The sequence below is a fragment of the Gorillibacterium terrae genome, assembly GCF_051594785.1.
Classification (GTDB): domain Bacteria; phylum Bacillota; class Bacilli; order Paenibacillales; family NBRC-103111; genus Gorillibacterium.
In genome coordinates this window covers 1-26,837 of the sequence record NZ_JBPPGI010000011.1, presented here as the reverse complement: position 1 = coordinate 26,837, position 26,837 = coordinate 1, and the positions used below count along the sequence as shown (strand labels likewise).

Sequence of the window (26,837 nt, the reverse complement as noted above, 5' to 3'; positions counted from 1 at the left end):
GCCCATGAACGCATTACAGGAAATCCTGGACAATCTGGACGCCAATGCGCCGATGACGCTAGAGGAGATCATCCGGACCGAAGTCTCGGAATGGCTGGCATCCGAAGAGCGGAAGCTCATGCAGGTCGGTAAACGGTACTACCGGGTGAAGAACGGCGTGCTGGACCGCCGGCGGCAGACGATCGGTGATGAAGGCCGGTTGGTTGAAGCCAGTAACCTCGCTGACAATCGCATCCCGCACGGCTTCGTGCGCAAGCTCGTGGACCAGAAGACCGGCTATCTGCTTTCCCGGCCGTTCGTGGCCAAGACTGAGGATAAGGCCTATCAGGAGCTGCTGGACGGTTATTTCGACAAGGCCTTTCGGCGCATGCTCCAGAACCTGGGCAAGGACGCGATCAACTGCGGCAAAGCCTGGCTGCAAGTCTACTACAACGAGACCGGGAAGCTGTCCTTCATGCGTCTTCCGCCGGAGGAGTGCCTGCCGCTGTGGCGCGATTCGGCTCATACGGAGTTGGCCGCGTTCATCCGGGTCTACGACGTCGAGACCTACATAGCCAAGACCAAGCGGATGGTCCGCCGGGTCCAGTTCTGGGACGAGAGCGGAGTGAAATTGTTCGAGGATGACGGTGTGCTGAAGCTGATCGACGAGACCAGCCACTTCTCGTATATCGACGGGGAGGCCGTCAAACCGATGAATTGGGAGCGGCTGCCGTTCATCTGCTTCAAGTACAACGATGAGGAGCAGCCGTTGATCGACCTGATCAAGCAGCAGGTCGACGACTACGACCGGCGGAAATCGGACAACGCCAACAACCTGGAGGACCTGCCGAACTCGATTTATGTCGTGAAGAATTACAGCGGCACTGGCGGGGGCGAGTTTCGCAAGAACATTTCCCGCTACCGGGTGGCTTTCGTCGACGGGGATGGCGGCGTCGATACGATTACCCTGGAGATCGACACGGACGCCTACAAGAACCACATGGACGAGACGCGGAAGAACATCTACGAGTTCGGCCGCGGTGTCGATACGCAGCGGCAGGAGGTCGGTACGGCTTCTGGCGTTGCGCTAAAATTTCTCTACGCGGATCTCGACATGGACATGTCCGGCATGGAGTCGGAGTTCCAAGCGGCGCTTGAACAGTTGCTGTGGTTTGTCGATACGCACATCGCCAACACGGCCGGCACCGACTACAGCAACCAGGACGTCGAATTCATCTTCAACCGCGACATCATCATCAGCGAAACCGAGGCGGTCACGAACGCGAAAAACAGCGTCGGGGTGATCTCCAGTCGGACCATCGTCGCCAACCATCCCTGGGTCGCTGACACCGACGAGGAGCTCAAGCAGATGGACGAGGAAAAGTCTGAAGCGGAAGTCTACGGCGGGCTGCCAGAGGAAGGCGAGAGGACTGGTGGTGAGGCATGAGGTCGGCGGACTACTGGGCTAAGCGGATGGAACAGCTCCAGGAGTCGCTGCTGGGCCGTGGAGACGCGTTTGCCGCCGACGCCCTCCGAGAATACGACCGGGCGCTAGCTCGAATCTCGGCGAACGTGGAACGCTGGTATGGCCGGCTCGCCGCCAACAACGAGGTGAGCCTGGCCGACGCCAAGAAGCTGCTGACCAGGGGCGAGCTGAAGGAGTTCCGCTGGACCGTCGAAGAGTACATCAAGCGCGGTCGTGAGAACGCCATCGACCAGCGCTGGGCGAAGGAGCTGGAGAACGCAAGCGCCCGCGTCCACATCACCCGGCTCGAGCAGATCCGGATGCAAATCCGCAACGAGGTCGAACAGCTCGCCGGCCGCCAGCAACAAGGCGTCACGAAGCACTTGGGGGAGACATTTAAGGACGGCTATTACAAATCGGTCTATGAGTTGCAGAAGGGTGTAGGCATCGGAACGACATTCGCCAAGCTCGACCCGCGGCAGATCGAAGCCACATTGGTCAAGCCGTGGGCGCCGGATGGTCGGAACTTCAGCTCCCGGATCTGGTCGGACCGGGACAAGCTGGTGAACGAGCTGCAAACGACGCTGACGCAGAATCTGATTAACGGCTCTGCCTCCGATAAGGTCATATCCGATTTCGCCAAGCGGATGGGCGTCTCGAAGAGCCATGCCGAGCGGCTGATCTTGACCGAGTCGGCCTATTTCGCGGGCAGCAGCCGGCTAGATGCCTACAAGGAAATGGGCCTTAGCGAGTACGAGTACACCGCTACGTTGGATAGCCGGACCAGCGACATCTGCCGTGGCATGGACAACAAGCGGTTCAAGCTGGCAGATGCCCAGGCGGGCACCAATTACCCACCGCTGCATGCCCGCTGCCGCTCCACGACCGTCCCCGTTATCGAGGAGATGGCTCCCGGCGAGCGATCCGCCCGCGACGACGACGGCAGCTACTATACTGTGCCTGCGGATATAAGCTACAAGGATTGGACAGACCAGCATGCTCCGGAGGCGGTAAAGTCGGCGGAACCAGAGACACCGAAGGCGGTTGATCCCGCTGCTGTGAAGACCTTTTCCCCGACCGCACAGGAACCGACGGCTGAGGACTTTGGAGGTGCTGTTGAAGAGCCGAATCGGGGAACCAACAAGAGGTTTAACCCGAAGGCCAGCTTCCACGTCGACTTGCCTGGAGTTAGCGACGACGCGCTTGATAAACTGGCGGGGATCAATCGAGAGGTTGCAAGGACTGGATACAAAGAGGCGAAGGAGTCGGTCGTGCTCGTGGACCGGTCTTCAGGGGAAGAACTCCACCGCAATTCCGGATCCATCAACAAGGTGGTCTTTACCCCAGAGATGGACGCCGCGCTGAGGCGCGCGAAAGAACGGTCCATCACCTTGACCCACAATCACCCACGCGGAACCCGCGTCAACATCAAGGACGCCTTGAACCTGGCGAGATATCCGTCCCTTCGCGATATAGTGGCGGTCGGCCACAATGGTGCAATCAGCTATGTCAGCGCGACCGTGGGTTCGGATGAGCTAATGTTCTTTCAAACTTTAGACAGAGTTTGGCGTGAGGTGGAAGAGACCTTACAAAAAGACAAGAAATATGCTACACTGTCTGCATCGGCACAACAAGAATACAAGGATTACATGGCGATACAACAACTTGCGAAGGAATTGGGGTGGCTGTATGGAGAAGACTTCTCGGCAACAAAGCGTGATCCGCGAATATGAGGACGCACCGTTGAATGTCGACCCGAGAAAAACTGGCGATGCATTCATCAAGGATGTCATGAAGCAATGCGGATACAAGCCAGACGAAATTGACCAGCTGATAAACGAATTGAACCAGAAATAAGAGCACTCACGCAACCAGCGAGGGTGCTTTTTGTTTGGGCTGCGGCTGAGACTGCCGGAGCCCTATTCGCCGTTGTCCTCGGCGCAAAACAAGGACCATCACCGGACGCGACCGGGTTACCAAGCGAAGATGAAACGGAGGAATCGATATGAACAAGGAACAGTTTATTGCGCTGGGACTCACCGACGAACTGGCTACGAAAGCCGCGGCAGCGTCCACCGACGAGCTGAAGAGCTACGTCCCGAAGGCACGCTTCGACGAGGTCAACACGGCCAAGAAGAGCGCCGAGGACACCCTCAAAGACCGGGACAAGCAGCTGGATGACTTGAAGAAATCTGCTGGAGACAACGATGCGCTGAAGAAGCAAATCGAGACGCTTCAGGCCGAGAACACGACGGCGAAGGAGCAGTACGAAGCCAAAGTCAAGGATCTGCAGCTCACGACGGTGATCAAGCTGGCGCTGGCTGGCCAAGTTCACGACCCGGATATCGTTGCCGGGCTCCTGGACAAAACCAAGATCGAACTGGACGACAGTGGCGCCGTGAAAGACGGCCTCGACGACCAGGTGAAGGCCCTGCGCGAGAGCAAGGGCTTTTTGTTTGCTCAGAAAGAGGACGCCAAACCGCAATTCAAAGGCGCTAAGCCGCCGGAAGGTGGCGCGGGAGCCGGAGGCGGCGGTGAAGCAAACGTCGGTGCAAGTTTTGCCAAAGCGGCCAATGACAGCGGAAAAGCCCCCGCGGCCGCGCTCAATCCGTGGGCTACGAAAGGAGAATAACACATGCCTTACATCAAAAGGGAAAGTGTATCGCAACCGAACTTCTTGGCAAGCTCGGACTACACGAGCTTCACGTACCAGATCAGCGACGCTGGTGTAGCGGCCAATGCCAAGGGCCGCAAGATCGTCCCGGCGGGGACGGTGTGGCCGGCCAATGACGGCACGGCGGTCGGCATCCTGCTCAATGACATCGACGTGACGGCAGGCCCGCAGCCTGGCGCAGTGCTGGTCGAAGCGTGGATCCTCGAAGCGCGTCTGCCGGTTGCTCCGGCCGCCGCAGCTAAGACGGCGCTTGCCGGCAAGATCAAATTCAAGACGGTCGTGTAATCGACCAGAGGAGGATAAACGAATATGGCAACTGTACTCGACCTTTTCCCGCAGAAGGAGATCCTGAATTATCTGGGCAATCGGCAGTACCCGGCTCTGCTAGGGGAAACGCTGTTCCCGGAAGTCAAACGCCAGTCGCTGGAGTTTGATGCGATCGTTGGCGCGAGTAAAATCCCGGTTATCGCGTCGGTCCATGGCTTTGATACGGAATCGGAGATCGGCACCCGTGAAGCGAGCCGAATGGCGCTGGAATTGGCGCTCATCAAGCGGAAGATGCGGATGGGCGAGAAGGAGATCATCGCCCTGGAATCTCCGCGTAATGACGCCGAGCAGCAGTACCTGATGGGCCAGGTCTATAACGACATCGATGTGCTGGTAGCCGGCGTCCGCGCCCGTGTGGAAGCGATGCGGATGGAGGTGCTGGCGAACGGAACCGTAACGCTCGCCGAGAACAATCTGTCGGCGACGATCGACTACCTGGTACCGTCGGATCACAAGGTTGTGCTGTCCGGCACGAGCCTCTGGTCCGATCCTACGGCCGATCCCATCGCAGCTCTTGCGGATTGGGTGAGCCGTCTCGATGAGAAGCCCACGCGTGCGCTTACGTCTTCCAAAGTGCTCGGCATGCTGGTTAAGCATCCGAAGGTGGTCGGCGCCCTGTACGGCGTCAACGGCAGCAGTCGTATGGCGAGCCGGACGGAGCTCAACTCCTACCTGCAGCAGCTTGAGCTGCCGCAGATCGCCGTCTACGATGCTAAGTACAAAAAGCAGCTGGCGAATGGCTCGTTTATCACGGCACGCTACTTCCCGGAAAACAAGATTTCGCTGTTCGGCGATGGCACGCTGGGCGAAACGATCTATGGTCCGACGGCGGAAGAAATCCGTCTGACCCGCGATCCGCAAATCCGCACGCAAACGATTGGCAACGTGCTGGCCATGGTCTACGAGGAAGGCACCGATCCGGTCAGCACATGGACCAAGGCCGTCGCCACCGCACTGCCCAGCTTCCCGGAAGCCGATAACGTCTTCCAGGCCCAAGTCCTGTAAGGAGGGATACCGATGAAGGTCCAAGTGAACGAAATTCCGATCGAGCATGACGGGACGCTCTACGAAAAGGGAGCGTCCTTTTCTTTGACCGCCGATCAGTATGACCGGCTGAAGGATCATGTCACCGTGCTGGATGAAGCAGACGAAACGCCTGCAGCTGACAAGGCTGTGGACGACATGACGGTGGCTGAGCTCAAGGCCTATGCCAAAGCCCAGGGCATCGACTTGGGCGACGCAACCAAGAAAGAGGAAATCCTGGCCGCGGTTAAGGCTGCCAGCCAGTAAGGAGGCCGCCCATGACGCTGGAGGATGAAGTGCTCGACCTGGTCAAAGCGCGGATGCGGCTGACGGGCACGCTGATGGACGGCCTGATCCGATCCTATCGAGACGAGATCCGGCAGCGCATCCTCAACTATACCCGGCAGCCGGCGGTTCCCGAGGGACTCAAGTTCACCTGGGCCAACATGGTGATCGATCTCCTGAAGGTCCGGGAGTACCGGTTTCCGGAAGTGGCGGCGCTGCTCGGCGAAAACCCGGTCGACGTGAATATTGGTGATACGTCGGTTAAGCTGGGCGCGTCCCCATCCTTCACGGCGGATGCCATCGTCACCGGCTACGCGGCAGACCTCCGCCGGTACCGCCGAATGGGGTGGGACGGATGATCGACTACGACCGGTATCGGGCCGCTCTTGAACGGACCTACGAGGACATAGCGACCGTCTACCGCTATGAAGCCGTCAAGGACCCGGTGAGCAAGGTGACCAAGCAGCTGCCGGTTGGGCTGCATGCGGGCATCCCTTGCCGGATCTCGCAGACCACTTTGCCCAAGAACGGGCAGACGGCAGCCCAGAATGACGTCCGCTACGACGCGAAGCTGTTTCTCTCGCCGGACATTCCCGTTCTGCAGGGCGATCTGATCGAGGTCGTCCGGGCCGGGCAGACGCGCCGTTACGAGACCGGGGAGCCGTTTCTGTATCCGACTCACCAGGAAATTGGCTTGACCCGGAAGGAGTGGGCCTGATGCCGAGGATGGGGGACTTCGACTTTGGCGAGCTGGAACGGTTTGCCGGGGACCTCAAGGGGCTTCAGCAGGCGATGCCCTCATTTCTTGAAGCCTGCGTCCGCGAGTTGGCGCTTATCCTGCTGACCAAGGCCGTAAAGCGGACGCCCGTTGACACGGGGCAGCTCCGGCGGAACTGGACAATCGGACCGGTGCACCGGGTGGGCGACAGCTATGAGGTCGAAGTCTATAACCCGACCGATTACGCCATGTACGTTGAGTTCGGCCACCGTCTTCGAACGAAAAGCGGCTGGGGGTGGACAGAGGGCCGGTTTATGCTGACGATCTCGGAACAGGAGCTCGAGCGGGAGCTACCGGCAATCCTCGACCGCAAGCTGCAGGCGATGCTGGACCGCCATTTGGGAGGGCGATAAGGTGCAACCCATAACCTTTTTGGATGTGCGGAACGCGGTGAGCCGTGCGCTCGACGCTGCGTTTCCGGATATCCCGGTGAGCGGGGAGGAGATCAAGCAGGACTTGAACCCTCCCCGTTTCTTTGTGCGCTTCCTGGAGCCATCACACACACAGGAACTCGGCCGGCGGGCACGGCGGGATCATCCGCTCGTGGTCCATTATTTCCCGGCGGGTAAGGACGCGAACGAAGACATGTACGAGATGGCCGATAAGCTGACCGAAGCGCTTCAAAGCGTGACGGTCGCGGGAATGCCGGCATCGGGCCACGGCATGCGCTTCCAGGTGGTCGACGGCGTACTACTGTTTTTTGTCACATACACATTCCTGGTCCAGGCCGCGGCGCCGGTGATTCCGGTCATGCAGACGCTGGACCAGACGGGGGGGATCAAGCATGGCTAAACAAGAGGGCGAGACCCGCGCGGAAACGCTTCAAGCGCCGACGTTTTCCGTCGAGCAGTTACTCGCGTCGAAGCAGTTTAGTGGCGTCGAGAAGGACGTGCTGCGCGGTGTATTGGAGCCTGATAGGAGTTACAGCCTGGACGAGGCCCGCGTGGCCATGAAGGTATACGCAGAAAGCGAGGTGCAGTAAATGGCGGGAGGTATCTGGAGTACGCAGAACAAGGTGCGCCCGGGGGTATATATCAATTTTAAATCGACGGGCCAGGCGCTCGGCGCGCTCGGTGATCGCGGTATCGTCAGCTTGCCGCTCACGCTGCCGTGGGGTCCGAGCAAGCAGATCGTCACGATCGAGGCGGGGAATGACGTCAGCGTAACGCTGGGCTACCCGATCACGGACGCGGCCCTTCTGCTGGTGCGCGAGGCGCTGAAGCGGGCGAAGACGCTGCTCTTGTACCGCCTGAATGTCGGCACGAAGGCGGCTGTCACCGCCGGCAACTTGACAGCAACCGCTAAATACGGCGGCACCCGGGGGAATGCACTCAGCGTGCAGATCGCGGTTAACGTGGACACCCCGTCCCTGTTTGACGTTCGCACACTGCTCTCGGGCGCTGTCGTGGACAGCCAGACCGTGGCCAACATCACGGCGCTCAAGGCGAATGACTGGATTGTCTGGAGCGGCACCGGGGCGCTTGCGGCGAACGCCGGGGCTCCGCTGGTTGGCGGCGCTGACGGCACGACGACTGCTCAGGACTATCTGGATTATTTGGCAGCCGTCGAGGTGCTGGAGGTCAACACGATCGGCCTGCCCTCTTCGGACTCGGCGACCAAGGCAGTGTTTGTTTCCTTCGCGAAGCGGCTCCGCGACGATGAGGGGAAGAAGCTGCAGGTGGTGCTGGAGAATTACCCGGCGGCCGATTTTGAGGGCGTGATCAGCGTCAAGAACGGGGTTGTCTTGGCGGACGGCACGACGCTCTCGGCAGCGCAGGCTGTTGCTTGGGTAGCCGGCGCGACGGCGGGGGCTGCGCCGAACCAGTCGCTGACCTATCAAGCCTACGACGACGCCGTCGACGTAACCCCTAAGTACACCAATAGCCAGACGATTGCAGCCCTGCAAGCGGGCGAGTTCCTGTTTACTGGTTCCCGCGGTGCGGCTGTCGTGGAGCAGGACATCAACACCCTTCACAGCTTCACGCCGGACAAGGGTCGAGCGTTTTCCAAAAACCGCGTGATCCGCGTGCTCGATGCGATCGCGGTCGACCTGAAGCTGGTTTTCGAACGCTACTACCTGGGCAAGGTTGGCAACGATGACGACGGGCGTGCGTTGCTGAAGAATGAATTCGTCAAATACATCGAGACGCTCCAGGGCATTGGCGCGATTCAGAATTTCGACAGTCAGACGGATATCGCGATTTCGCAGGGAGCCGATTCTGCATCCGTTTATGTGGAACTAAACATCCAGCCGACGGACGCGATTGAGAAGATCTATACGAAAGTGCAGGTGAAGTAGGATGGGCTTTTTCCGAGCAGGTGACACCGTGTCGGGCCAAGAAGGTCGGGCCTATGCGACGATTGGCGGCCGGGTGGAGGAAATGTTCTACGTCAAAAAGATCGAGGCGACTGCAGAGAAGCAGAAAACCGAGGTGAAGGTGCTCGGGCGCCGCGGCGCGCAGAACAAGGCCACAGGCTGGAAGGGCACCGGGTCCATGACGATTTATTACGCGACCAGCCGCTTCCGCCAGCTCATGGTCGATTACATCAACACTGGAGTCGATACGTATTTCGACATCCTGGTCACCAACCAAGACCCGAACTCTGGCACGGGCAGCCAAACCGTCATTCTGAAAGGCGTCAACCTGGATAAGGTTGTACTGACCAAGATTGATACGGACAGTGAGATCCTTGACGAGGATATCGACTTTACTTTCGATGGCGTCGAACTGGCCGGAGCATTCACTACGCCCACGCTGGGCTGAGGAGGATAATCAATGGAACTGAGTGTATTTTTCGCACAGAACGCGAACCCGATCGCGGAAGAAGATTTCATCGTCTCCGAGCGTTACCAGAAAGACGGTGTGCCGGTACCGTGGAAGCTCCGTAGCATGACGGAGGCCGAGAATGAAGAATGCCGCAAGGCGGCGACCCGGCGGACGAAGGGAAGGAGCGGTCAGCAGGTTGTCGAGACCAGCCCCGAGCAATACCTGGCCAACCTGGCCGTGGCGAGCGTCGTCTTCCCCGATCTGAAGAACGCAGAACTGCAACGCTCCTATGGCGTACTGGGTGCGGAGGATCTGCTGCGAACCATGCTTTTGCCGGGCGAATATGCCGCGCTGATCCAAAAGGTGCAGGACATGAACGGCTTCGACAAGGCCATGGACGAGCTCGTCGACGAGGTAAAAAACTGATCGAGGAGGGCGATGGTTTGGCGAATTACGCCTACTACGCCCTCCATGAGCTCCACATCCTGCCGCACGACCTCGTCCGCATGGGGCGACGCGAACAAGCGGCGATCTATGCGATGATTGACATCCGGATCGAAGCGGAGAGAAAAGCCGCGAATAAGGCAAAAAAATGAGCCTCCTCGAACGACGTCCCATATGGTACAATGTGGTAAAATCGTCATTTGGGAGGCTCGTCATGAAAAAGTTTATCGCGGGCGTTATCGTCGGGGCTGTCGTCGCGACGGCAGGCTCGGCGGTGGCTGCACCGGTCAAGCAGTATGTGCTCACAATGGCCAATTATCCGATCTTTGTCAACGGAAAAGAATTCAAGGATGCGTCCAAGCCCATCCTGCAGTATAACGGCAGTACCTATGTGCCGCTGGCCAAACTGGCCGATCTGACCGGCGTCCAATACACCTGGAACGTGGCCGCGAAACGCGTGGAGATTGGCGGGACGCTGAATCCGAAACTGGAAGCGGCGCTTGCGGAGCAAGAAGCAATCGAGAAGTTCACCGAGAATACGCCGACCGTCGTGGAGAAGAACGTGGGACTCGTCGGAGGCACGCTGTACGCCTATGACAAGTTTGGGAACTTCGCTGGAGCCTTTACGGATAACGACAACGCCAGTTATGTGATGGCGCAGATTGACCGGGATCCGCTACCCCCATCCATCAAGGACGGATGGCTTGGTCTCGGCTTTCTCGATAGGATATACGGAGACACTGTTCGCGATGGTAATGATATCGTGGTAAAAACCAACCCCTTCGTCACGAAGCCGGTCGAATTCTATCGCTTTCACATGCCTGAGGGCTATCAGGACATCTCGAACGGCGATATCGTCGCGAATGGTGTTCGAATCAAAATCTTCGATAAAGCCCTATACCTGAATATCGCCGATCTGCAAAAAATCGGACTCATCAAATAACGCCCCTCACCGGGCGTTTTTTCATGCCCGGAAGGAGGCACCCCGTGGCGACTGTAAGCACGACGTTGAAATTATTCGATCAGTTTTCCAGCACGCTGACCCACGCCAACCAGGCCATGGACACTGTGATTCAAACGGCCGGCCGGGTTAAGCAGGCCCTCCAAGGCCAAATTTCCATCAACATCGACGTTAACCACGCGATCGCGCAGCTGGACCAGATCCGTATGCGGATGAGCACCATGGGGACACAGGCGCTACGGATCGTCGTTGATGCTAACGACATAACTCGTCAGCTCGCACAGATCCGCGCGCGAGCGGGCACGACTGCCATTCGAATTGTGCTTAACCCGGGCAGCGTCATTGCGCAAGCGGCTGCCATCCGTAATCAGGTTAAGGCAGAGCTTCGCGACATCACGGTCCGGATCAACATTCGTCCTCCTCAGCAGGTCATGGCCTTCTTCACCCATTTGCACACGGCCATCCAGCAGTTGACCACCGCAGTGATGCAACTCACCGCTTCGATGGGGAGCTTGCTCCAGGGGGCTCAACATGCCAATCAACTGCTGATCGCTCAGCTTAACCAAATCCTTCAGCAGATCCGCCAGATAGGTCCGGCTCAGCGCGGTGCGGGCAACGCGGGAAGAAGTGGCTTGGAAGGGATGCTTGGCACGGTCAAGCAGCTTGCCGGGGCCTATATCGGACTAAACGCGGCTAAAAGGCTATTTGAGTCCTCCGTCGGAGAAGGGATGAAGCAACAACAGATCATCGACACTCTCAGCGCTAGATCGGGGTCAGAAGGACTCGGCAATGCCATTTTTGATCAGGTTAGTAAACAAGCGCTGAAATATGGCCAATCCGTCAGCGATGCCCTTAGCGGGACCATGAGTTTCATGAGCAATACCATGGACCCTCAGAAACTCGCCCAGCTCAATACACTGGCTTCGCGGCTGTCCAAGCTTAATCCAGAAGAGGGGATCAAGGGCGCTGCCTTTTCCCTTAAAGAGCTTATGAGCGGCGACTATACATCCATCGCCGAGCGTTTTAACATGTCTCGCACCATGCTGCAAAACAGCGCCGCCCGCAAAGCTGGCCAAGCTGGCGACGTGGACGGCTTCATTAAGGGCATGGATGAGCTCTTAAACAAGCAGAACATGACGCAGCAAGCGTTCGAAAAAATGCTGGACAGCCCGGCTGCCAAATGGCAACGGATCATTAACCAGTTCAAATTCTCGATGGCTTCAGCCGGGCGTAAAGCGATCGCGGCTCTTTCCCCGCTCATTGACACGTGGGGCAAGATTTTCGATTCCGGCAAGTTCGATTCGTTCTTCAATGGCCTGGCTGGCGGGCTACGGGGGATCGCCAACGTATCTTCGCAGGTTACGAAATGGATGTCCGATCACTGGAATGTTGTGCAGAATGTCCTGCTCGCGGTTGGTCTGACAGCAGCCGGCGCGGCCGCCATGTTCCTCATCGATTGGCTTGTGGCGGCTTGGCCTATCTTCCTGATCATCGGGGCCATTGCGGGCCTCCTGACGATTTTGAATCACTTCGGGATCTCCACCGGCGAGGTAGTTGCTTCAGTCGTCGGTTATTTCGGGTTTCTAAAGGTGTATTTTGAAAATATGGTCATAACCTTGCAAAACACATGGGCGGCATGGGGCGACTTCTTTCACAACTTTTTCATCGATCCCGTTTTCGCGGTGAAGAAACTTTTCTACGACCTTGCTTTCGGCGCACTGGAAAACTTTTATCAAATGAGCCGCGGAGTGGAGGAATTCGCCTCCGGGTTTACAAAACGGATCGGCGGTGCGGTTAATCATGTACTCAGTAATTTCCAAGGGCTCGTTCACGCTCTCGGTAAGATCCCTGGGTTTGGTGACCTGAAGGATGTGAGCATCCAGCTCGTAGACACGACGGATCAGCACGGTATCAGTAACTGGATCAAAGGGATTCAATCCCAGCTGGAGATGCCGACATCTCAAGCGGACGGAATCCGGAACACGCCGCGCAAAGCGAACAAGACCGCGGAAGACTATGTTAGTGCATTCGACAAAGCATATCAGGGAACAAAGGATACTCTAGCCGGAGTGGGGGAAGGTTTGAAAAACGCCTCGGCGATGTACAAAAACGGAATTCCGAGCGTCGGCACGGTCGGTACGGTCAACAAGATCAAGGATACGGTGGACATCAGCAGCGAGGATCTGAAAGTGATGCGGGACCTCGCCGAAATGAAAAGCATTCAGAACTTCATCTCGCTCACACCCACGGTTCAAATCACGACCGGCGACATCCGGCACGAGGTCGACGTGAACGAGATGCTGCGAAAAATTGAAGACACAATGCAGCGCGAAATCGCCACGTCCGCGAGGGGAGCATATGGGCTATGACGGCGTTTCAAAGAGAACAATTTGATAAGTATGAGCTGAGCATTGGGTTCAATAACAATGCTGAGGGCTTTAAATTCCCTGTTAACCCCGAAGCCATCTCGGTAGAGGGCGGCAGCAACGGGAAGACTTATGAGATCGTTGGCAGGGTGACCGGCGAGGAAAGAAAGTCCGGGGAAGTCAACGTCATCAAGGGACCTAAGCTTCGAACCGTCAGTTTCAGCGGCGTGTTCCCTGCGCAAAACAGTCCGTATGTTGTGGCGTCGGTTCTTTTTGAACCCATGTGGTATGTCGGGATGATTGAGAAATGGATGGCAGCCCGCTTCCCGGTTCGGTTCATCTTCGCAGGCCATTATAAGGTCTTCAAATTTGCCCAGACTGGAAAAGCGGATTACACCGACATCAACATCGCCGCGAGCATTGAGTCCTTTACATGGAAGGAGTCCGGCGGCACCCCGGGGGACATCGAATACTCCATCACCCTGAAGGAATACGTATTCTACAGCGCCCAAAAAGTCAAAGTGACTGTGCATCCCGTGACGGGCCAAAAGACGGTCACCAAAGCGGCGCCGAAACGTGCGGACGAGCGCATCCGACCGCAAACCTATAAGCTTCAGCCAGGCGACACGCTTATTGAGGTGGCCCATAAAGTCCTCGGCGACAGCTCGCGCTGGCGGGAGATTCAACTCCTTAACGGCCTGTCCGATGCCGATTTGCGGAAGATGCCCGTCGGCCTGGTCCTCAAGATCCCGCAGGGGGCCAAGCCCGACAAACCGATCATCACGCCCAAGAGTAAAAATAGCTCCAAGGGCGGCGAGTACTGGCGCAAGGCGGCGCAATCCTCTGGCGGAGCCAACTGGCACGAGGCTGGCGGCCTGAAGAATCGCGCCGGCGGCTTCAGCGGACCGGTAGAAATGGACGACGAGATCGGCAGTGGCGGAGGACACTCCGGGTCGGGCGGGAGCTTCGGCGGAGGTGGCACCACTTCTGGCGGTTATACGCACTCGGGTTCATCAGGGGGGTGGTGACCGTGGCCGCGATTGAAGTGGATCTCGACAACCGGAACGGGGTAATGTGGAAGATTGGGCAACTGGTGAGCGAGGCGCAGATCAAGACGGCACGGATCGGTAAAGCCGGCTCGCTGGAACTGTCCTTCCTCCGTCCTTCCGCGACCGGTTTTACGGTTGAACCCGGGAATGTCGTGCGCCTGAGCTATGACGGGCAAGTGGTCTTTTTCGGCTATGTCTTCAGCGTGACGAGCGGATCGGATCAAGAGATCAAGTTGACCGCCTACGACCAGCTCCGGTATTTGGTGGCCAACGATACGTTGGTGATCCAGGGCATGACGGCCACCGACGTCATCCGCCGCCAGGCTACCAAAATGGATCTCACCGTCGGCAGCCTGGCGGATACGGGATACCGCATCCCCAAGCTCGCCGAGGACAACAAGCGCATGATGGATATGATCTGCGACGCGCTCGACGAGACGACGCGGGCGACCGGCTCCACCTTTGTTCTGTTCGACGCCGCCGGCGAGCTCACGCTGAAATCGCTGGCGGACATGGAGCTGCCGCTCTTAATCGGTGACGGTAGCCTCGTCTACGAGTACAGCCAAACCCGATCCATCGATAACGACACCTATAACCAGATCGTGCTCGCCCAGGACAACAAAACCACCGGCAAGCGCGATCTGTATGTGCTCAAGGACAGCGGCAATATCGCCAAGTGGGGTTTGCTTCAACTGTACGAGGTTGTGGACGAGCGGCTAAATGCCGCACAGATCAACCAGTCGCTGACCAACTTGATTGTGCTCAAAAACCGCGAATCTCGAACGTTCCGAGTTAGTGCAATCGGCGATATCCGCGTCCGCGCCGGCAGCAGTCTGCATATCAGCATAGCCGATGTCGGTAAGCCGCTCACGTATCTCGTGGACGAGTGCACCCATACGATTTCAGGAGGCGAACACACGATGGATCTTTCGCTGAAGGTGTACGGCACATGAGCATGGTGGATCTGATTAAGCAGATCGGCGTCGGCGCCGTTGAGGCCGGACAGCCGGTAGCCGTCGTATATGGGACCGTCACGAAGACGTCTCCGCTTGAAGTGACCGTGGAACAGCGGCTCGCTTTACCGGAGGCTTTTTTGTTGGTCCCGGAGAGCTTGACACGCTACGAGCAAACCGTCGGCAGCACGACAATCGTCATCCGGCCTGGGCTTAAGCAGGGGGACCGCGTTGTGCTGCTTCGCATGCAGGGCGGACAGCAGTATCTCATTCTGGACAAGGTGGTGACCGGCGGTGGCTGATATCTTAAATGATCTGGAGCTGCAACAGCCGTCCCGAACATACCGGCTCGATCCGATCGCCGGCCGCATTGCCGGCTGGATCGCCAACCTGACAGCGGTCAAGCAAGCCGTTTACAAAATTCTTTCGACGGAGCGCTACGCACATAGCATCTACGACGCCGATTACGGCGTGGAGCTGGCCGACCTGATCGGCCAAGAGGGCGGGGCGGTGCAGTCAGAGTTAGCGAGGCGAATCAAGGACGCCCTAATGCAGGATGATCGCATTCAGGACGTGACTGACTTCCGGCTCTCGATTACGGGGGAATCGCTGCTGACCGAGTTTTCTGTCGTAACGATCTATGGCATTTTTAGCGCTGCTGCAGCAAGGGGGAATGCGAATGTTTGAAGACCAGACGTATGACGCGATCCTGGAACGGATGCTTGCCCGCGTACCAGACGATGTCGATAAGCGCCAGGGCAGCATCATCTTCGATGCCCTCGCCCCGGCCGCCAAAGAGGTGGAGCAGCTCTTCCGAGCACTGGACGATGCGTTTGGCATGTCCTCAGTCCTCACGGCCAGCGGTGATTATCTCGACCTGCTGATCGCAGAGCATGGCACCTATCGGCAGGATGCAACGAGGGCCCAGCGCGAAGGCATCTTCTACGGCGCGAATGACGTGCTAATTGATGTGCCGATCGGCAGCCGATTCGGCATCGGATTACTCTCCTATGTCGCCATAACCAAACTCCAGACTGGTCATTACATCTTGGAGTGCGAGCAAGAAGGCGAGGCCGGCAATGAGCTTTATGGAGCTCTCCTCCCGCTGGCGTTCGTTCCTGATCTCGCCCGGGCGGAGCTCACGACAGTGCTGATCCCCGGTGAGGACATGGAGTCCGATGATGCTCTCCGGCGGCGTTACCTAGACGCCCGCCAGAATCCGGGCACGAGTGGCAATAAGGCCGATTACCGTAGATGGGCGCTCGACATGCCGGGTGTTGGAGCGGTTCAGATCTTTCCGCTTTGGGCAGGCGCAGGCACGGTAAAGGTTGTAATCGTCGACGCTGATATGCTTCCCGCCTCCCCCGCCCTCGTCGCAGAGGTGCAGACCTATATCGACCCCGCGCCGGGCCAGGGCGAGGGACAAGCTCCGGTCGGGGCGACGGTAACGGTGGCGGCCGCCAAGTCCAAGACGATCAACGTATCGGCTAAGGTGTTGCTTGCATCCGGCTATTCGCTGCAAGGGATTACCGATGCGTTCCGCGCCCGCCTGGCGGCCTGGCGCAAGGGCGTATCCTTCCGCTCGTCGTACGTCAGTGCGGCGGCGATCGGGGCACTGCTGCTCGGCACGGAGGGGGTACTGGATCATACCGGCTTGCAGCTAAATGGCGGAACGGCCAACGTCGCGCTGGCGGTCGATGAGGTGCCGGTAATCGGCACGTTCGCGTTGGGGGTGTAGGGTTTGTATCCAAATAGCATTGACACGTTTACGGACAAGCTGGACAAACGGTCATCCAATTATGTGATCGAGGAGAAACTGCCAATCACCGCTGGCCAGTATGACGGGCCGCTCGCCCATGACAACATCAACAACGACACGGTGCAGGTGTATAGCGGGTCACGGTTAACTGGAGTCAAGCTCACCAACTGGGTGCTATCCACGCCAGACGCCATGCCCTGGCGGCGATCGATCAAGATCTTCGCAAGCGGCTATGCAGAGGTTTTTGTCTCCTACGAGACGCCTGGAGACACGGTCGAGGCAGACGATATCAACGCCGTGCAAGCGGCGATTACGGCGACGCAGACGGAGCTCGATCGGTTCAAGTCTCGCGGCCTGATCGACGGTGGAAATTTTTCGAGAGAGGTGTAAGGATGGCGCAAACGATCAGAATCAAACGCGGTACCAAAGCGGAATTGCTAACCTACGGGGCGCTTCAGGCTGGGGAGTTGGGGTTCTGCACGGATACCAAAGAGGTGTTCATCGGTGACGGGACATCCAACTCGATGGTTGGTAGGGCTCTATCCGGCACACTGGCGTCTCGGCCGGTAGCTGCCTCGGTTGGCCGTCTGTACTACGTCACAAGCGGCGCTTCGGTCGGCTACCTGTATTTTGACGATGGAACGACCTGGCAGCGGGCTAACGCGCTCGCACTGAGCGATCTGACCGGCTCGCTTGATAACGTAGCGGACGGCACGACCTACGCGCGGGTGGTCAAAGCGGACATAACCAGCGGGCATATCAACAAAGTGTCGGACGGTACAAACATCAAGACGGCCGCCGAGATCAAGACGCATATCGACGATGCGGCCAAGCACCGGGTAATCAACGATTCCGGCGCGGCAATCACGGACCTTTGGTCAGCGCAGAAGATCAGGAATGAGATCGAGCTGGCCAAGCACAACATTGAGCCCCAGGCATCGGTCAAGGACCAAAACCTAACCGCCCCACCGGCGTCACCGGTTGAAGGCGACCGGTATATTATCCCGACAGGTGCAACCGGGGCCTGGGCAGGCAAGAGCAGTCAAGTCGCCGAGTATCAGTCGGGGGCTTGGGTCTTTTATGTTCCGGCGATCGGTTGGACGGCCTACGTGGATGACGAACAGAAGATTTACAGCTGGAACGGCACCGCGTGGGTGCGGACGGGCGGGGCTTTGCAGACCGTCACGGCCGGAAACGGCCTCACCGGCGGCGGACAGGCTGATGTCGTAACACTCACAGTTGGGCAGGGCAACGGAATCACAGTAGGAGCGACAACGGTCAGCGCCAAGTCCGGCCGGGGTATCGTCGTCAATTCGACGGGGATCGAAGCCGACGTTGATGGGGCGAGCATCGTGTACGACACCGCCAACGGCAACAAGCTGGCTGTGGCTGCTATTGACGGTGGCACGTTCTAGGGGGTGGCAGTTTGGCCAGAAAAGTTTTAATCCAAATCCGGCGCGGCCTTGAAACCGCAATCGGCACGCTGGCCGTCGGGGAACTCGGGTACTGTACGGATACGAGCAAACTTTACATCGGGACCGCATCCGGCAATGTCCTGCTGGTGGCAGCGCAGACGGCAGGCGACATGCTCAAATCGATCTACGACACCAACAACGACGGCAAGGTGGATTTTGCGTCGGCAGCGGATTCTGTGCCCTGGTCTGGTGTGAGTGGCAAGCCAACTGCCCTGCCGGCTGCTGGAGGTGCTGCTGATGGGATCAATTTTTTGGATACACGGACGGTCGCGGACAAACCCAAGGATCTTGTCGGTAAGCGACTATCCGCTGCCTTCAAGTCTCCCGCTGCCATGGGCAATCCACCGGTTCAATCCGGGAGTTTTGTCTACGTTCTACGTGTTATCGGATGGTCATCTAACGAGAGTTCTGGAGGTTGGCCGATTGAACTTGCGTTCGGGAGCAATGGGTTAGCTTTTAGGCCGGCAATTGACGCGGACACTTGGGGAGCTTGGACGAAACTCGCCAATAATGGCGCGATGACATGGGGCCAGCTCAAGGGGGTGTGATGGGTGTACGGACAATCGCAATACGGAGTATTCGCCTATTCAACCAACGGAGCAGCAGACGATGATTCACCGATATTAAAGCCGGACCTGATGCAATACCTGCCTGCGTTCTACGCGGACAATCAGACGATGAGCGCGCTCCAGGACTCGGACGCTGAGGAGATAGGATTACTTCGGGCAGCTATTGCGGACGCCCTAAAGCAGTCCTTTCTTTCATCCGCGACCTGGGGATTGAACCTCAAAGAAGCCGAATATGGACTGCCGACAGATCCATCGCAGTCTTATGAGCGCCGTCGGGAAATGATCCGTGCCAAGCTGCGCGGGATCGGTACGACAACACCCGAAATGATCGAGCGGGTGGCTTCCTCCTTTGCAGGTGGCGAGGCGCGGGTCGAACAGGCGCCTGGCGAATACCGGTTCATAGTGCGCTTCGTGGGATTGATGGGCATCCCGCCGAATATGGCAGGTCTCATCCAGATGATCGAAGAGATCAAGCCGGCCCATCTGGCATACGAGTTTGCTTATACCTATACAACCTGGGGCATGGTCAAGGTGCTCACCGGAGCCCAGGCTAAAAACATGACCTGGCGTCAGCTTAAAACATGGGGAGGTAATCAGGGTTGAAGACCACTAGCAATCTCAATTTGAAAAAGCCGGAACAAACGGATGTTGTCGACATTGACAACTTCAACGACAATGCGGATGCGATCGATGGTAAATTCGGCGCAGCATCGGGGCACACTCATGACGGCACCGCCGGAAACGGCCCAAAGCTCGGCAGCTCCGGGATCGCGGACGGAGCTGTGGGTACGGTAGCATTAGGAGCAAAGAGCGTCACGCAGGCGAAGATCGGAGATAAGGCGGTCGCCGCTGCGCAGTTGGCAGATGGCGCTGCGACCGACACGGTAATCGGCAGCCGGACCATCTCCGACACGACAGCACCGTCGGCCAACGCTGGGACGCCGACGACGCTGTTCGGCTGGCTGGCGAATATGATCAAGCAGATCACGGGCAAGACGAGCTGGCGCACGGCTCCGGCGACGACGTTGGAGGCAGCCAAGACGCATATGGACGCGACTTCGGCGCATGGAGCTTCGGTGAACTCCGACGCGAATACTATTGCCATGCGTGATGACTCCTGCACCCTTTGGGCCGATGAATTTCGATCAGGAGATCTTCGCTTGTATGGCTACCACCTCGAACAGACGGACGGCGGTAACCTCAGCATTACTACGGGAAGTGCGGGGCTGTTTTTACGAGGGGATTCCGGGAAGATTCAAACGCGCGGCGGAAGCATGCTCGATGACGAGTACGGCAATGCGAGCATTGCAAATTCCCTATCGGTAAACGGCAATATCTATTCAGAGGTAGGCGTGCAGACGAACGGACCGATCAGTGGGGTCAACTTCACCGCCAATGGTACCAACGTGATACCGTTCAATACGGCGTCGCAGGTAATGTGCCCTAACCTTAACGTCGAGTTCTTGGGAGGATATCGGGCCAAGGGAACTTTCCAGGATGCCGCCTACATCCCGGTAGTAAGCTCAAACGGGGGAACCCTTGAAATCGGCCAGCACATCGACTTCCACAAGAGTGGGTCGACGGCCGATTTCGATTCCAGGCTGACCGCTGGCGTCGACGGACAATGGACCTTGTCCTCCACCCGGGGCAACCTGGGCCTTCGCTTGAACAGCGGCAGGACTCAATATAGCACCGATGGTACCAATTGGAACACCCTTCAGAACGTTGGCGACACGTTCGGGGATGTCGCCCTGACCGGGGCTATCTTTCAAAAAACCCTCAACGGTGGCGCCTTCCGGTGGGCAACAACTACGGATTCGAGTGCCCTCGTTCTGCAAGATATGGCGGCAGGTACCGGGGCGTGGGTGAAAGATATCCTGTCCATCAATAAGGCGTCTGGTCAGCTTAAGGCTGGCTACAACATGCAGGTGGTTGGGAAGTTCTGGGTCAACCCACAAGTGGCCTACGGAGCCGACTTCGGAGGTTTGGATATTGCCATTGGCGACAATGATACCGGCTTCAAGTGGACAGGTGACGGGGTGATAGAGACTTACACGAATGCCTCCCTCGCCGCAACTATCACTGGTGGCGGAATCACGGTTGCGGCTAATACATCGTACGGCTCCCGCTTTTTACGAAACATCATGATGTCGACTTCCAACCCGTCGGGCGGCCAGAACGGAGATATCTGGCTGGTGTTCGCATAACGAAGGAGGGCTAACATGGCAACGGGGACCGTAATTACAAGCGGCAACTATTCAGTAAACGGCGCGGTGTTCAACATTAACCTTGCCCCGGGTACCTACTACCTGTACTTCTACGGGACAGGAAAAGGTACGTATGGGGGAGTCACGACAGGCTACCTTCTTCAGGGGTCAACGGAACTAGCATCCGCGAGTGGGAGCACGAATGCATACTACGGCACTTTCTACGCCTCGACGCCGACCATTACTCTTCCATACGCGACGACAATCACCGTCCAGCTAGACGCGAGACTCATGGGCTTGACCTCCCAGTCTGAAGGCACCTTCACGCTCTACCAGACGCTCCCATCTTTTTCGGTCAAGGTCGGCGGGGAGTGGAAAACGGTTACGCGGATATACGCGAACATCGGGGGCACCTGGCGACCCGTAAACCTCGGCTATGTTAACGTCGGGGGCACTTGGAGGAGCATACGGAACGTATAGAGCACATTTGGAAAAGGCTTTAAAACAAAAAAATGGAGGTTAATTTAATGTTACGTCAACAAGCCGAAAACCGCCTGCAAGCTATCCAAGCACAAATGTTCCAGCTCGGAGAAGAGGCTAAGGTTCTAACTGCGTTTCTTAACTTGTCCGCGCAGGAGGAGCAGGAACGATACCAGCAAGAGCAAATGCAGCGCGTACAAGATGAGCAAAACGAGCAAAAGACGGAGCCTCAAGAACCCGCCGAATAAGCGCCTATGAGCGCTATTTTTTATGCCCTCGGAGCAATCCGGGGGCTATCTTTTTAACTGTGAAAGGGTGGGGGGAAATGACCCGAGAGGAATGCCCGCTTGTTGTGCCTTGTGACGATCTTAAAAAGGTGTCGGAAATGCTGACCGACGTCCGGCTTCAACTCCGCGAAGTGGTCACAGAAATGCGTGGGATTAACGAAATGAGCAAGCGGATTGAAACGGTAGAGCGACAGGCCACAGCCGCCGCCGCAGCAGCAGAGGGGGCGAACCGCAAGGTTACCGAGCTGCAGGCGTCAATCCGTTGGGTGGTCGGCGTGTCCCTGACGGCCGCCGGGGTCATATCTGGGATTGTGAGTTTGATCGTAAAGGTGGTGTCGTGATGCAGATCATCCAGAAAGGCAACGCTCATACCATCAGCAGCAGCCGCGACGGCCGTATCCCATGTGTCATTGTGGACCACATCAGCGCGGGAACCATGGCCAGCATGGACGCTTGGTTTACGTCGCCCGGCAACGAGGTGAGCAGCGCCCACTTCGGCGTGAGCAAGACCGGGGAGATCCATCAATACGTTCCGCTTGACCGCATGGCCTGGGCGAACGGTCTGACCGTGGAAGCGATGGCAAAGGCCGCCGCGCCGATCGTCCGCCAAAACGCACCGATCAACCCGAACAAATACAGCGTGAGCATCGAACACGAAGGCACAGACGGCGAACTGACGGAGGCGCAATTCGCGGCCAGTGTTTGGTTGCATCGGTTTATCCGGGATGAGATAAAGCGGCTCTACGGCCAGACGATCCCGCTGGACGAGCAGCATGTCATCGGGCATTACCAGGTGGACCCGGTCCGGAAGCCGTTTTGCCCGGGGCCGAAGTTTCCGTGGAAGCAGCTCTACGAAGCCTTGAAGGAGGAAGCCAAAGTGAAGAAGGAAGAGACGGTGGAAGTCATGGTCAACGGCAAGTCAATCGGCACCGGTTACGTGGACAGCGGTATCACCTACGTGCCGGTGCGGGCTGTGGCACAAGCGCTCGGCGCCAGTGTCGATTATGACGGCAAGACGAAAACGGTCACGATTAAGGGGAGGGGTTAATCATGAAATGGAAGAGTAAGCTCGCAAGTCGGAAGTTCTGGGCACTCGTTGCCGGCGTGGCAACGAGCATCTGCGTTTTGGTCGGAGCGGATGGCGACGTGACGACCAAGATCACCGGGCTGATCGGCACGGTTGGGACTGTGGTGGTTTACATGCTCGCTGAAGCGCATGTGGATGGCAAGTCCGCTGCGGGAGAACAAAAGCGTAAACAATAAACAACAAAACCCCGCTGGCCGATTGGCTGGCGGGGTTTCATTTGGATTTAGCTTTCTCACCAAAGCAACTTTCTGACAATGTTTTCATGCTTCTTTTCAAGCTTCCGTCTATTGCGATCCCCTTCTTTGCTATTGAGTATTTTCTTGGCGTAGTCATCGATGCTGATCAATCCCATAAGATAACTGTCACGAAGAGAGTTATTGTTCCCCGCTTGCGATTTGTTCATGAGGCTCACCTGCCTTTCCCGTGACTAAGTGTTCAATTAACATGAAGGAAGCTAGAGCATTAGCAAAATAGACGAGGTAGTCTTTGTCATCGTCAGAAAAAGTATCGTTTTCCTGACTGTCCACACTGAGCACCCCTAACTTCATCATATCACATTTTATCGGAACGCATATGAGGGATTTCACATTCCTAGACGATTTTGGATTCTTTTTATATGAATTTCCCGGAGTTTCAACATTTCCTGAGTGATAAATCTCACCGGTCCTAAAAACATAACCAGCCGATGAATTGTTGAGGGATAGCCTAAGTTTCTCTTTTCCCTCAGTTGAGTACCCACATCCCTCATGGATATAAAGTTCATCATTAGCATCTATCCTAAAGACGGCTACGCGGGGCATATCCCAGTTCTTTTTCATGACCATAGCGATCATGTGGAGAATACAGGCATACACAGCTTTTGCGTTGTTAACACTCAAACCAGAACAGAGGTATTTTGTGTTCTCAACTGAAAGTTGGTTAAGAATTTTAATTATCTGAAGCCGTTGTTTTGTCAATTCGTTAAGCTTATCAAAGGCTTGTCTTTGCTTTTCTATTGTTTCGTTATGTGATAGCTTGAATTTCATAAAAGAGAAATCGTCGCCTTTTTTTATTCGCTTAACTGCAAAATACATTATGAAGGCGATGCCAATAATCAAAACAACTCCGATGGAATTCAAAATCCAAGTCTTCTCAATCGTCTTCTCGATAGCCTTCCCAATTTCGTCAAGAATCTTGTTCATAAACCAAAGGACCAACTCTCCGAATTATCTTCTATTTACGTATTAAACCATATGTTACCAAATGCATCAAGATTAATTTTTCTTTTATATTATAAGGTTACTAATAACTTGTTTTATACCCATCTACCTATTCGGTGGATGGGGTGTTTTTGCGTTTATAGGCTTCTCGCCATCTTCGGTTTTTGTGCTGTTTGGCGCACTCTTCGGAGCACGTGGCCCTGCGTGTGCCTTCCGGATTGAAGTCCTTTCCGCACCAAGCGCACGACCGCATACCGACCCGGCGCCGCTCATTCCTGATCGGGTTAATTTCGTCCTTTCGTTCTGCATAGAAGGCCGCGGCCGTCTCGGCGTCATGCTCCAACCGGTGGGCAAGCTGGCAATCGTTGCAATACCGTTGAGCGGACGCATTTACGACATAGTCAGCTCCGCACCGTTCGCAGGCGTCGGTGCTTCCGAGCGGTCGAACACCACCGACCTTGCGACGTGCTCTGTACAATCGCTCCGCTTCCCTAGATGCTGTCGGCTTGCACGAGGGACAATATAAAGCACTAGGGCCACCGCGAAACGGCAGCCCGCACATTGTGCATGTCCGATCTATAATCATTTCTGGTTCTTCCAGGTTTCATAGTCGTTTATGGATTCAAACGCCAGGTATCCGCCGGTTACCTTGACCACTTTCGCGGCCCAAGGAGCCTTTTTCCTGGCTTCAGCCGCCGTCTTTGCATCAATATGAGTTTGTCGCATGTGTATCCCTCCAAATGGAATTATGATGAATTTCGCCGAAAAATCGGATTTTCCTGCATTAACAGTATCTATGTTAAGGCCAACCCGGCCGGGCCAGCTCGTGGCGGATATCCGCGACCATCGCCGCCGGAGCGGCTAGGTTTCGGCCCGATCCGCGTCGGGCCTCTTCAGGCGGTTGTGATTGCATATAGAATCATTGTTTTTGCGTTGTCTTCATCGAAGGCAAGACCAACCTCTTTTTCAAGGGGGAGTAATCTCCCCCAAGCGGAAACCACTATTTTAAATTCTCCCGTTGCATCATCCATGGCCTTCCTCAGATCCTCATTCGTTAGCAAACCCATCCACCCTTTCTAAGCTTGTCCGCCATTTATCGGACAACAGCGATCAATAGAGCGACGACGGAAATCACCAATGCGGCGACGGAGATGATGCGGGTAGCCTTCTTCATAAAGTGTCCCTCCATGTGATATAATCAAGGCAGAGAAAGCAAGAGCGCCCTTGTATTTCACCATCCACCTTCCGGCAAGGGCTCCTTTCGGAGCCCCGCCTTCCGGTGTGACCTAGCGGGTCAGCGTGACGATGAGGGTGACGATGGAGTTTATCAAGATCACGATTGCCGTCGTGAGCTTGAGCCATTCGTCGTTCCGCTCTTGCTTTCTCTTTTTCTTCACTTTGTCTCACCTCCTTATGTCTTTATTATATACGAATATCGTACATATGTCAACGAAAATCGTATAATATTATTCGAATATCGTTGTTATTTTTACGATATCCGTATATACTAATAATGGAGGTGGTGGACTTGCTTCGGCTTAAATTGGAAGAACTTCTGTACGAAAAAAGGATCAGCAAGCTGCAAATATCCAAAATCACTGGAATCCGATACCCCACGATTTTGGACATGGCAGATAATAAGTCGAAGGCTTGGTCGCCCGAGAACTTGGAAAAGCTTATGAATGCTCTGGAATTGGAAAGTGTGGCGGACCTGATCGAATACAAAAAGGAGCAGGAGGGATGACCTCGCTGCTCCTTTTTACTTGGGGGTTATCGTTGTTCCTGGATACCCAGGGCTTCCTTAAGGGCGTTCTGCAGCAGCAGGGAGTAATTCAGGCCGGCGGCGTCTCCTGCATCCCGCAGCCATTTCGGAATCGTGCAGTTTTTGGTGACGGCCTTGTTGGCCATCGCATCCCGGTAAGGGGGCATATAGACTTCAACGAAGACAATTCGGTCGCTTACATCGAAAAGCTCAATCTGATCCGGCTCAGAAGGTGACGGCAACGGCTGGCCGGATTCCTCCAGCTCCTGGGCACGGAATGCGAGCAGCTCCTTTGCACGAGACAGCCCTTCGGTAAGCTCGACAGCGGTAATAGCGGTTCCGGGGAAGTCAGGGAAGTACATGCTCAAATTGGCTTCCGCACGTTCGACAACGACTGGATAGACATAGTGAGATTTCAAGGATATCACGCTCCTTTGTGCAAGGATGGCCATAGGTGGCGAAACAGCCGGGGTTAGAATTTAACCCCGGACTGGCGTTCGATACTGCTTAGTGTTCCCTTCGCAAGTGTGTCGCCCATACTGTGGATTGCTATGTCGGCGTACTTGGTTGGGTCTTTCGGGTTTATGTATCGTCGATGGCTTGTTCCCTTGCCGTGGTTCGGCGATTCGATGAACCCTGCTTTCTTTAAGGCTTGAATCACTTCGCGTATCGTCCGCTGTTTCCCCATCCCATGACCTCCTTTCCATACTTTTATTATACACGCATAAATAACGCGTGTCAATAGCTTTATGCGTGTAAAATATGCGCATAACTGATATTATAGAAAAAGAGCAACGTGTCGATCCGCTGCTCTTGGAACTGACCCCCTAGCGTGAGACAAATCAAAACACCTTCAAGAAACCTCATCCATGTCGTAAGCTGTGGAGGACAAACTTGGAGGTGTTTTACGTTGGGAACAAGAGTGAGTTACCCGGTGGAG

The 26,837-nt window shown here is 56.3% G+C and carries 38 protein-coding genes; 33 read left to right on the top strand and 5 right to left on the bottom strand.

The window, feature by feature from the left end:
* Window positions 1-4: 4 nt before the first annotated feature.
* The 32 genes from ACSEXS_RS22140 to ACSEXS_RS21985 all read left to right on the top strand — a co-directional run bounded on the left by ACSEXS_RS22140 (window position 5) and on the right by ACSEXS_RS21985 (window position 23,112).
* Window positions 5-1,426: a phage portal protein gene (locus ACSEXS_RS22140; RefSeq protein ID WP_438435417.1), complete on the top strand. Its 1,422-nt coding sequence runs from the start codon at window positions 5-7 to the stop codon at window positions 1,424-1,426.
* Entirely contained in the window at window positions 1,423-3,177 is a 1,755-nt protein-coding gene (locus tag ACSEXS_RS22135; RefSeq protein WP_438435416.1) for a minor capsid protein, read from the top strand. Before ACSEXS_RS22140 ends, ACSEXS_RS22135 begins: the two co-directional genes overlap by 4 nt.
* A 272-nt stretch (window positions 3,178-3,449) precedes the next feature.
* Window positions 3,450-4,076, top strand: coding sequence for a phage scaffolding protein (locus ACSEXS_RS22130; RefSeq protein WP_438435415.1), 627 nt, complete (start codon window positions 3,450-3,452; stop codon window positions 4,074-4,076).
* 3 nt (window positions 4,077-4,079) lie between these two features.
* A complete protein-coding gene (locus tag ACSEXS_RS22125; protein WP_438435414.1) occupies window positions 4,080-4,403 on the top strand; it encodes a hypothetical protein in 324 nt (107 codons plus the stop codon).
* Window positions 4,404-4,427: 24 nt separating this feature from the next.
* Complete coding sequence (locus tag ACSEXS_RS22120; RefSeq protein WP_438435413.1) at window positions 4,428-5,450, top strand: major capsid protein; 1,023 nt, start codon at window positions 4,428-4,430, stop codon at window positions 5,448-5,450.
* Between the two features lie 12 nt (window positions 5,451-5,462).
* Entirely contained in the window at window positions 5,463-5,735 is a 273-nt protein-coding gene (locus tag ACSEXS_RS22115) for a DUF7210 family protein (RefSeq protein ID WP_438435412.1), read from the top strand.
* A gap of 11 nt (window positions 5,736-5,746) precedes the next feature.
* Complete coding sequence (locus ACSEXS_RS22110) at window positions 5,747-6,112, top strand: DNA-packaging protein (RefSeq protein WP_438435411.1); 366 nt, start codon at window positions 5,747-5,749, stop codon at window positions 6,110-6,112.
* The gene (locus ACSEXS_RS22105) at window positions 6,109-6,471 is read left to right on the top strand and encodes an ABC transporter ATP-binding protein (protein ID WP_438435410.1); all 363 of its coding nucleotides are present in this window, start codon (window positions 6,109-6,111) and stop codon (window positions 6,469-6,471) included. The genes ACSEXS_RS22110 and ACSEXS_RS22105 overlap by 4 nt, the downstream gene beginning before the upstream one ends.
* On the top strand, window positions 6,471-6,884 hold the full coding sequence (locus ACSEXS_RS22100) for an HK97 gp10 family phage protein (protein ID WP_438435409.1): 414 nt from the start codon (window positions 6,471-6,473) through the stop codon (window positions 6,882-6,884). The genes ACSEXS_RS22105 and ACSEXS_RS22100 overlap by 1 nt, the downstream gene beginning before the upstream one ends.
* A gap of 1 nt (window position 6,885) precedes the next feature.
* A complete protein-coding gene (locus ACSEXS_RS22095; protein ID WP_438435408.1) occupies window positions 6,886-7,323 on the top strand; it encodes a phage tail terminator family protein in 438 nt (145 codons plus the stop codon).
* On the top strand, window positions 7,316-7,513 hold the full coding sequence (locus ACSEXS_RS22090; protein ID WP_438435407.1) for a hypothetical protein: 198 nt from the start codon (window positions 7,316-7,318) through the stop codon (window positions 7,511-7,513). Before ACSEXS_RS22095 ends, ACSEXS_RS22090 begins: the two co-directional genes overlap by 8 nt.
* Window positions 7,514-8,830, top strand: a complete 1,317-nt coding sequence (locus tag ACSEXS_RS22085) for a phage tail sheath family protein (RefSeq protein ID WP_438435406.1) — start codon at window positions 7,514-7,516, stop codon at window positions 8,828-8,830.
* A gap of 1 nt (window position 8,831) precedes the next feature.
* Window positions 8,832-9,296 (top strand): phage tail tube protein, encoded by a 465-nt coding sequence (locus ACSEXS_RS22080; RefSeq protein ID WP_438435405.1) that lies wholly within the window; start codon window positions 8,832-8,834, stop codon window positions 9,294-9,296.
* A gap of 12 nt (window positions 9,297-9,308) precedes the next feature.
* Window positions 9,309-9,725, top strand: coding sequence for a phage tail assembly chaperone (locus ACSEXS_RS22075; RefSeq protein WP_438435404.1), 417 nt, complete (start codon window positions 9,309-9,311; stop codon window positions 9,723-9,725).
* 17 nt (window positions 9,726-9,742) lie between these two features.
* Window positions 9,743-9,895 carry a hypothetical protein gene (locus tag ACSEXS_RS22070; protein ID WP_438435403.1) on the top strand — a complete coding sequence of 51 codons (153 nt, stop codon included), beginning with the start codon at window positions 9,743-9,745 and terminating at the stop codon, window positions 9,893-9,895.
* A 62-nt stretch (window positions 9,896-9,957) separates the two neighbouring features.
* Entirely contained in the window at window positions 9,958-10,686 is a 729-nt protein-coding gene (locus tag ACSEXS_RS22065; protein WP_438435402.1) for a stalk domain-containing protein, read from the top strand.
* A 44-nt stretch (window positions 10,687-10,730) separates the two neighbouring features.
* Complete coding sequence (locus ACSEXS_RS22060; RefSeq protein WP_438435401.1) at window positions 10,731-13,073, top strand: phage tail family protein; 2,343 nt, start codon at window positions 10,731-10,733, stop codon at window positions 13,071-13,073.
* Window positions 13,070-14,098 carry a LysM peptidoglycan-binding domain-containing protein gene (locus ACSEXS_RS22055; RefSeq protein ID WP_438435400.1) on the top strand — a complete coding sequence of 343 codons (1,029 nt, stop codon included), beginning with the start codon at window positions 13,070-13,072 and terminating at the stop codon, window positions 14,096-14,098. Before ACSEXS_RS22060 ends, ACSEXS_RS22055 begins: the two co-directional genes overlap by 4 nt.
* A gap of 2 nt (window positions 14,099-14,100) precedes the next feature.
* Window positions 14,101-15,072, top strand: a complete 972-nt coding sequence (locus ACSEXS_RS22050) for an XkdQ/YqbQ family protein (RefSeq protein ID WP_438435399.1) — start codon at window positions 14,101-14,103, stop codon at window positions 15,070-15,072.
* Window positions 15,069-15,374, top strand: coding sequence for a DUF2577 domain-containing protein (locus ACSEXS_RS22045; RefSeq protein ID WP_438435398.1), 306 nt, complete (start codon window positions 15,069-15,071; stop codon window positions 15,372-15,374). The genes ACSEXS_RS22050 and ACSEXS_RS22045 overlap by 4 nt, the downstream gene beginning before the upstream one ends.
* Window positions 15,367-15,759: a DUF2634 domain-containing protein gene (locus ACSEXS_RS22040; protein ID WP_438435397.1), complete on the top strand. Its 393-nt coding sequence runs from the start codon at window positions 15,367-15,369 to the stop codon at window positions 15,757-15,759. The genes ACSEXS_RS22045 and ACSEXS_RS22040 overlap by 8 nt, the downstream gene beginning before the upstream one ends.
* Window positions 15,752-16,810: a baseplate J/gp47 family protein gene (locus ACSEXS_RS22035; RefSeq protein ID WP_438435396.1), complete on the top strand. Its 1,059-nt coding sequence runs from the start codon at window positions 15,752-15,754 to the stop codon at window positions 16,808-16,810. The genes ACSEXS_RS22040 and ACSEXS_RS22035 overlap by 8 nt, the downstream gene beginning before the upstream one ends.
* Before the next feature lie 3 nt (window positions 16,811-16,813).
* On the top strand, window positions 16,814-17,221 hold the full coding sequence (locus tag ACSEXS_RS22030; protein WP_438435395.1) for a phosphoglucomutase: 408 nt from the start codon (window positions 16,814-16,816) through the stop codon (window positions 17,219-17,221).
* 2 nt (window positions 17,222-17,223) lie between these two features.
* Window positions 17,224-18,246 carry a DUF2793 domain-containing protein gene (locus ACSEXS_RS22025; protein WP_438435394.1) on the top strand — a complete coding sequence of 341 codons (1,023 nt, stop codon included), beginning with the start codon at window positions 17,224-17,226 and terminating at the stop codon, window positions 18,244-18,246.
* Between the two features lie 11 nt (window positions 18,247-18,257).
* A complete protein-coding gene (locus ACSEXS_RS22020) occupies window positions 18,258-18,854 on the top strand; it encodes a hyaluronate lyase N-terminal domain-containing protein (RefSeq protein ID WP_438435393.1) in 597 nt (198 codons plus the stop codon).
* A 3-nt stretch (window positions 18,855-18,857) separates the two neighbouring features.
* Entirely contained in the window at window positions 18,858-19,478 is a 621-nt protein-coding gene (locus ACSEXS_RS22015) for a putative phage tail protein (protein ID WP_438435392.1), read from the top strand.
* Window positions 19,475-21,082, top strand: coding sequence for a hypothetical protein (locus ACSEXS_RS22010; RefSeq protein ID WP_438435391.1), 1,608 nt, complete (start codon window positions 19,475-19,477; stop codon window positions 21,080-21,082). Before ACSEXS_RS22015 ends, ACSEXS_RS22010 begins: the two co-directional genes overlap by 4 nt.
* 15 nt (window positions 21,083-21,097) lie before the next feature.
* Window positions 21,098-21,562, top strand: a complete 465-nt coding sequence (locus tag ACSEXS_RS22005; RefSeq protein ID WP_438435390.1) for a hypothetical protein — start codon at window positions 21,098-21,100, stop codon at window positions 21,560-21,562.
* Window positions 21,563-21,609: 47 nt separating this feature from the next.
* On the top strand, window positions 21,610-21,810 hold the full coding sequence (locus ACSEXS_RS22000; RefSeq protein WP_438435389.1) for a hypothetical protein: 201 nt from the start codon (window positions 21,610-21,612) through the stop codon (window positions 21,808-21,810).
* 77 nt (window positions 21,811-21,887) lie between these two features.
* Window positions 21,888-22,190 (top strand): hypothetical protein, encoded by a 303-nt coding sequence (locus tag ACSEXS_RS21995; RefSeq protein WP_438435388.1) that lies wholly within the window; start codon window positions 21,888-21,890, stop codon window positions 22,188-22,190.
* Window positions 22,190-22,897 carry an N-acetylmuramoyl-L-alanine amidase gene (locus ACSEXS_RS21990; protein WP_438435387.1) on the top strand — a complete coding sequence of 236 codons (708 nt, stop codon included), beginning with the start codon at window positions 22,190-22,192 and terminating at the stop codon, window positions 22,895-22,897. Before ACSEXS_RS21995 ends, ACSEXS_RS21990 begins: the two co-directional genes overlap by 1 nt.
* A 2-nt stretch (window positions 22,898-22,899) precedes the next feature.
* Window positions 22,900-23,112 carry a hypothetical protein gene (locus ACSEXS_RS21985; protein WP_438435386.1) on the top strand — a complete coding sequence of 71 codons (213 nt, stop codon included), beginning with the start codon at window positions 22,900-22,902 and terminating at the stop codon, window positions 23,110-23,112.
* 198 nt (window positions 23,113-23,310) lie between these two features.
* Here ACSEXS_RS21985 and ACSEXS_RS21980 read toward each other — a convergent pair whose 3' ends face one another.
* From ACSEXS_RS21980 to ACSEXS_RS21970, 3 genes are all read right to left on the bottom strand, one after another.
* A complete protein-coding gene (locus tag ACSEXS_RS21980; protein ID WP_438435385.1) occupies window positions 23,311-24,117 on the bottom strand; it encodes a GAF domain-containing protein in 807 nt (268 codons plus the stop codon).
* A gap of 600 nt (window positions 24,118-24,717) precedes the next feature.
* A complete protein-coding gene (locus tag ACSEXS_RS21975) occupies window positions 24,718-24,861 on the bottom strand; it encodes a hypothetical protein (RefSeq protein WP_438435384.1) in 144 nt (47 codons plus the stop codon).
* 167 nt (window positions 24,862-25,028) lie between these two features.
* On the bottom strand, window positions 25,029-25,166 hold the full coding sequence (locus ACSEXS_RS21970) for a hypothetical protein (RefSeq protein WP_438435383.1): 138 nt from the start codon (window positions 25,164-25,166) through the stop codon (window positions 25,029-25,031).
* A 482-nt stretch (window positions 25,167-25,648) separates the two neighbouring features.
* Between ACSEXS_RS21970 and ACSEXS_RS21965 the strand changes: the two genes are divergently transcribed.
* Window positions 25,649-25,879, top strand: a complete 231-nt coding sequence (locus tag ACSEXS_RS21965; RefSeq protein WP_438435382.1) for a helix-turn-helix domain-containing protein — start codon at window positions 25,649-25,651, stop codon at window positions 25,877-25,879.
* A gap of 26 nt (window positions 25,880-25,905) precedes the next feature.
* Here the strand turns inward: ACSEXS_RS21965 and ACSEXS_RS21960 are convergent, their stop codons facing one another.
* Window positions 25,906-26,325, bottom strand: coding sequence for a type II toxin-antitoxin system HicB family antitoxin (locus ACSEXS_RS21960; RefSeq protein WP_438435448.1), 420 nt, complete (start codon window positions 26,323-26,325; stop codon window positions 25,906-25,908).
* 44 nt (window positions 26,326-26,369) lie between these two features.
* Complete coding sequence (locus tag ACSEXS_RS21955; RefSeq protein WP_438435381.1) at window positions 26,370-26,585, bottom strand: type II toxin-antitoxin system HicA family toxin; 216 nt, start codon at window positions 26,583-26,585, stop codon at window positions 26,370-26,372.
* Window positions 26,586-26,837 lie beyond the last annotated feature (252 nt).

Bases quoted from the DNA above. Each gene is read 5' to 3' on its own strand.
- ACSEXS_RS22080 (WP_438435405.1), top strand. From the start codon at position 8,832: ATGGGCTTTTTCCGAGCAGGTGACACCGTGTCGGGCCAAGAAGGTCGG.
- ACSEXS_RS22065 (WP_438435402.1), top strand. From the start codon at position 9,958: ATGAAAAAGTTTATCGCGGGCGTTATCGTCGGGGCTGTCGTCGCGACG.
- ACSEXS_RS21965 (WP_438435382.1), top strand. From the start codon at position 25,649: ATGGAGGTGGTGGACTTGCTTCGGCTTAAATTGGAAGAACTTCTGTAC.
- ACSEXS_RS22090 (WP_438435407.1), top strand. From the start codon at position 7,316: ATGGCTAAACAAGAGGGCGAGACCCGCGCGGAAACGCTTCAAGCGCCG.
- ACSEXS_RS22140 (WP_438435417.1), top strand. From the start codon at position 5: ATGAACGCATTACAGGAAATCCTGGACAATCTGGACGCCAATGCGCCG.
- ACSEXS_RS21975 (WP_438435384.1), bottom strand. From the start codon at position 24,861: ATGCGACAAACTCATATTGATGCAAAGACGGCGGCTGAAGCCAGGAAA.
- ACSEXS_RS22100 (WP_438435409.1), top strand. From the start codon at position 6,471: ATGCCGAGGATGGGGGACTTCGACTTTGGCGAGCTGGAACGGTTTGCC.
- ACSEXS_RS22035 (WP_438435396.1), top strand. From the start codon at position 15,752: ATGTTTGAAGACCAGACGTATGACGCGATCCTGGAACGGATGCTTGCC.
- ACSEXS_RS21985 (WP_438435386.1), top strand. From the start codon at position 22,900: ATGAAATGGAAGAGTAAGCTCGCAAGTCGGAAGTTCTGGGCACTCGTT.
- ACSEXS_RS21995 (WP_438435388.1), top strand. From the start codon at position 21,888: ATGACCCGAGAGGAATGCCCGCTTGTTGTGCCTTGTGACGATCTTAAA.
- ACSEXS_RS21970 (WP_438435383.1), bottom strand. From the start codon at position 25,166: ATGGATGATGCAACGGGAGAATTTAAAATAGTGGTTTCCGCTTGGGGG.
- ACSEXS_RS22115 (WP_438435412.1), top strand. From the start codon at position 5,463: ATGAAGGTCCAAGTGAACGAAATTCCGATCGAGCATGACGGGACGCTC.
- ACSEXS_RS22105 (WP_438435410.1), top strand. From the start codon at position 6,109: ATGATCGACTACGACCGGTATCGGGCCGCTCTTGAACGGACCTACGAG.
- ACSEXS_RS22130 (WP_438435415.1), top strand. From the start codon at position 3,450: ATGAACAAGGAACAGTTTATTGCGCTGGGACTCACCGACGAACTGGCT.
- ACSEXS_RS22005 (WP_438435390.1), top strand. From the start codon at position 21,098: ATGGCAACGGGGACCGTAATTACAAGCGGCAACTATTCAGTAAACGGC.
- ACSEXS_RS22110 (WP_438435411.1), top strand. From the start codon at position 5,747: ATGACGCTGGAGGATGAAGTGCTCGACCTGGTCAAAGCGCGGATGCGG.
- ACSEXS_RS22135 (WP_438435416.1), top strand. From the start codon at position 1,423: ATGAGGTCGGCGGACTACTGGGCTAAGCGGATGGAACAGCTCCAGGAG.
- ACSEXS_RS21990 (WP_438435387.1), top strand. From the start codon at position 22,190: ATGCAGATCATCCAGAAAGGCAACGCTCATACCATCAGCAGCAGCCGC.
- ACSEXS_RS22000 (WP_438435389.1), top strand. From the start codon at position 21,610: ATGTTACGTCAACAAGCCGAAAACCGCCTGCAAGCTATCCAAGCACAA.
- ACSEXS_RS22125 (WP_438435414.1), top strand. From the start codon at position 4,080: ATGCCTTACATCAAAAGGGAAAGTGTATCGCAACCGAACTTCTTGGCA.
- ACSEXS_RS22025 (WP_438435394.1), top strand. From the start codon at position 17,224: ATGGCGCAAACGATCAGAATCAAACGCGGTACCAAAGCGGAATTGCTA.
- ACSEXS_RS21955 (WP_438435381.1), bottom strand. From the start codon at position 26,585: ATGGGGAAACAGCGGACGATACGCGAAGTGATTCAAGCCTTAAAGAAA.
- ACSEXS_RS22120 (WP_438435413.1), top strand. From the start codon at position 4,428: ATGGCAACTGTACTCGACCTTTTCCCGCAGAAGGAGATCCTGAATTAT.
- ACSEXS_RS22055 (WP_438435400.1), top strand. From the start codon at position 13,070: ATGACGGCGTTTCAAAGAGAACAATTTGATAAGTATGAGCTGAGCATT.
- ACSEXS_RS22045 (WP_438435398.1), top strand. From the start codon at position 15,069: ATGAGCATGGTGGATCTGATTAAGCAGATCGGCGTCGGCGCCGTTGAG.
- ACSEXS_RS22085 (WP_438435406.1), top strand. From the start codon at position 7,514: ATGGCGGGAGGTATCTGGAGTACGCAGAACAAGGTGCGCCCGGGGGTA.
- ACSEXS_RS22075 (WP_438435404.1), top strand. From the start codon at position 9,309: ATGGAACTGAGTGTATTTTTCGCACAGAACGCGAACCCGATCGCGGAA.
- ACSEXS_RS21980 (WP_438435385.1), bottom strand. From the start codon at position 24,117: ATGAACAAGATTCTTGACGAAATTGGGAAGGCTATCGAGAAGACGATT.